Below are 2,531 nucleotides of genomic sequence, written 5' to 3' on the forward strand. Positions count from 1 at the left end.
AGGAACTCCCATGCGCCCCGTGAGCGAAGTGTACCCAGCCAACCACCACGCTGAAGCTCATACGCGAGCATCCGGGGAGAGCCCGTTGCACCGACCTCGTCCATCACCGAGGCAAGTCGGTCAACCGTCACGATCGTGTCGCCATCGAGCTCGAACTGCTCGATGATGTCGGCAACAGGTCGTGTGATCATGCGTGACACTGTCAATGACCTCCGCTCTTTGGTCCATCGTAACAAACTACGGTCGCATTTGACAGTACTCCGAGGTTGGCGCGAGGACTTCTTCCTCTGTGGATCAGATGCTGCGGGCGGATTCGATCGCTCCAGCCTGGACAAGCGCTACAGGCACGGCCCTGCGGTCCACTCCAATCCGGCGTCCAATGGCTCGCATCGACACGCCCTCGCGTGACAGGCGCACCGCCTCGGCTTGTTCCTGTTCATCGAGCCCCGGACGGCCGCCTCGGCACCTCACGCCGCTGGAGGTGCGCGAAGACCGTGGCGCGGTGGATGCCGTACTTCTCTGCGAGGTCCTGGATGCCACATCCAGCCTCGTAGTCGGCGACCAGGTGGTCGACCTCGGAGGGGGTGAGAAAAGTTTGAGCCATCCCAACAGTCCTCACAACGGGGCCCCGATGGTCCATCGGAGCGGTGTTCTGGGGGCGGTTGCAGACCCGGTAAACCCCACGATTCAGGCGCCTGACCAGCGTATTCGCCTTCGGGGAGAAGTTGCCGAACGTGCTACGCAGGCACCCCGGTTCTGGCCCCAGCGTTCGAGGCTGGGGCCAGACTTATTTCTAGTATTTGCACTAGGCAAAGCCGGTTTTGGCTTGGTGCGCAATGGTGAAACGGTTCGTGATTTCGGCACTGAGGCTGGTGCGCAATGGTGGTTCTCACGTCAGCCCCGTCCTGATTTCTTCACCCTCAGCCACCAGCGCCGCTCGGACGAGCTTCCGATCCACACCCATCCGCCGGCCGACCTCACGAAGCGACAAGCCTTCGCGATAGAGGCGGAGCGCCTCGGCTCGTTGCCTCCGATCGAGGCCCGCCGCAGGTGCAGGAGTCTCGCGGCGGCGAAGATGCGCCGTAGCCGTCGAGCGATGGACCCCGTACTTCTCAGCGATCCTCCCCACCGGCATCCCCGCCAAGTAGTCAACGACAAGTGAGTCCGCGTCATCGCCCTTCAGGTACTCGGGAAGAGCCGGTGCTCCGACGAACGAACCACCCTGCCTGGCGCATCGGGAATGCCGTCCCTCTCTTGTGGCAGAGGCACGTCCATGTCGCCGTCCGACACCTCATCGGGACGATTGCCCTCAACCGGAGCGTCGCGCCAAGGTCCACGCTCCGCTTTGGGGACCACCGAGGAGCCATCCCGCTTCAGAGCCCTCAGGAGCGTCGTATGCGCGACCAGGAAGCGCTGCGCAACCTCATGGGAACCAACGCCGCCATCCAAGATGGCGCCGAGCGTGCCACAAGTCCTCGTCACTGAGCGCACGATTGTGCTCGCGGGCCCTCACGCCAGCCTCACCAAGCCGCTTCCGCATTTGAGGAGTTCCAACGAAACCGCGCCCGCGTAGCGCCCGGAGTAGACGAGCAGCCCGATCTCTTCCCATTGCGAGCTCATCATTTAACCTACACTAGATTCACGATCCCATGAATCTAGTGTAGGTTAAATGATATGGCCACTGTTGTGCGGGCCTCGGGCCTGCGGAAGTCGTTCGGGTCGTTCTGTGCGCTCGCCGGTCTGGATCTGGAAGTGGCCGAGCGGGAGGTCCATGGTTTTCTCGGGCCGAACGGGGCGGGCAAGTCGACCACGATCCGGGTGCTGTTGGGCTTGTATCGGCCCAGCAGCGGGGAGGTCTCCTTGTTCGGCGAGAACCCATGGCAGCGGCCGGCGGAACTGCACCGTCGTTTGGCGTATGTGCCCGGCGAGGTGAACGTGTGGCCGTCGCTGACCGGGGGTGAGGCGATCGATCTGCTCATCGGTCTGCGGGGCGGCTCGTCGGGTCGGTCGGAGCGGGAGCGGTTGATCGAGGTGTTCGAGTTCGACCCGAGCAAGCGCATCCGGACCTATTCCAAGGGCAATCGGCAGAAGGTCGCTCTGATCGCGGCGTTCTCGTTGTCGGCCGAGCTGTACGTCCTGGACGAGCCGACATCGGGCCTGGACCCGCTGATGGCCCAACGCTTCCAGAGCGAGGTTGCCCGGGTGGCGTCCGAGGGTTCTTCGGTATTGCTTTCCAGTCATATCCTGGCCGAGGTCGAACAGGTCGCCGACCGCATCTCGATCATTCGCCAGGGCCGGCGCGTGGAGACCGGGACGCTGGCGGAGCTGCGGCACCTCACCCGCACCGAGTACACGATCCCCACCACGCTCTCGCCGGAGCACGCCGCCCGCCTGGCGCAGATCGCCCACGATGTGGTCGCCTCCGACGGCCGCACCACGTTCGCAGTGGAGCCCGCCAACACCGCGCGGGTGCTCGCGCTGCTCGCCGAGGCCGGCGTGCCTGGCCTCACCGCGCAGCCGCCGTCGCTGGA

General features: G+C 64.5%; 4 protein-coding genes. 1 reads left to right on the plus strand and 3 read right to left on the minus strand.

Features of this window, described 5'->3' with window-relative positions:
• From VB080_RS07610 to VB080_RS07620, 3 genes are all read right to left on the minus strand, one after another.
• Nucleotides 1–191 (minus strand): hypothetical protein (locus VB080_RS07610; protein WP_323417837.1); only part of this gene is annotated, 191 nt, incomplete at its 3' end.
• Nucleotides 192–436: 245 nt separating this feature from the next.
• Nucleotides 437–604 (minus strand): hypothetical protein, encoded by a 168-nt coding sequence (locus tag VB080_RS07615; protein WP_323417838.1) that lies wholly within the window; start codon nt 602–604, stop codon nt 437–439.
• A 285-nt stretch (nt 605–889) separates the two neighbouring features.
• Nucleotides 890–1,135, minus strand: a complete 246-nt coding sequence (locus VB080_RS07620) for a helix-turn-helix domain-containing protein (protein WP_323417840.1) — start codon at nt 1,133–1,135, stop codon at nt 890–892.
• A 539-nt stretch (nt 1,136–1,674) separates the two neighbouring features.
• Between VB080_RS07620 and VB080_RS07625 the strand changes: the two genes are divergently transcribed.
• The coding region (locus VB080_RS07625; protein WP_323417839.1) for an ABC transporter ATP-binding protein at nt 1,675–2,531 on the plus strand (857 nt) is incomplete at its 3' end.

Source organism: Propionicimonas sp. (assembly GCF_034927565.1).
In the GTDB taxonomy this organism is placed as follows: domain Bacteria; phylum Actinomycetota; class Actinomycetes; order Propionibacteriales; family Propionibacteriaceae; genus Propionicimonas.

Bases quoted from the DNA above. Each gene is read 5' to 3' on its own strand.
- VB080_RS07615 (WP_323417838.1), bottom strand. From the start codon at position 604: ATGGCTCAAACTTTTCTCACCCCCTCCGAGGTCGACCACCTGGTCGCC.
- VB080_RS07620 (WP_323417840.1), bottom strand. From the start codon at position 1,135: ATGCCGGTGGGGAGGATCGCTGAGAAGTACGGGGTCCATCGCTCGACG.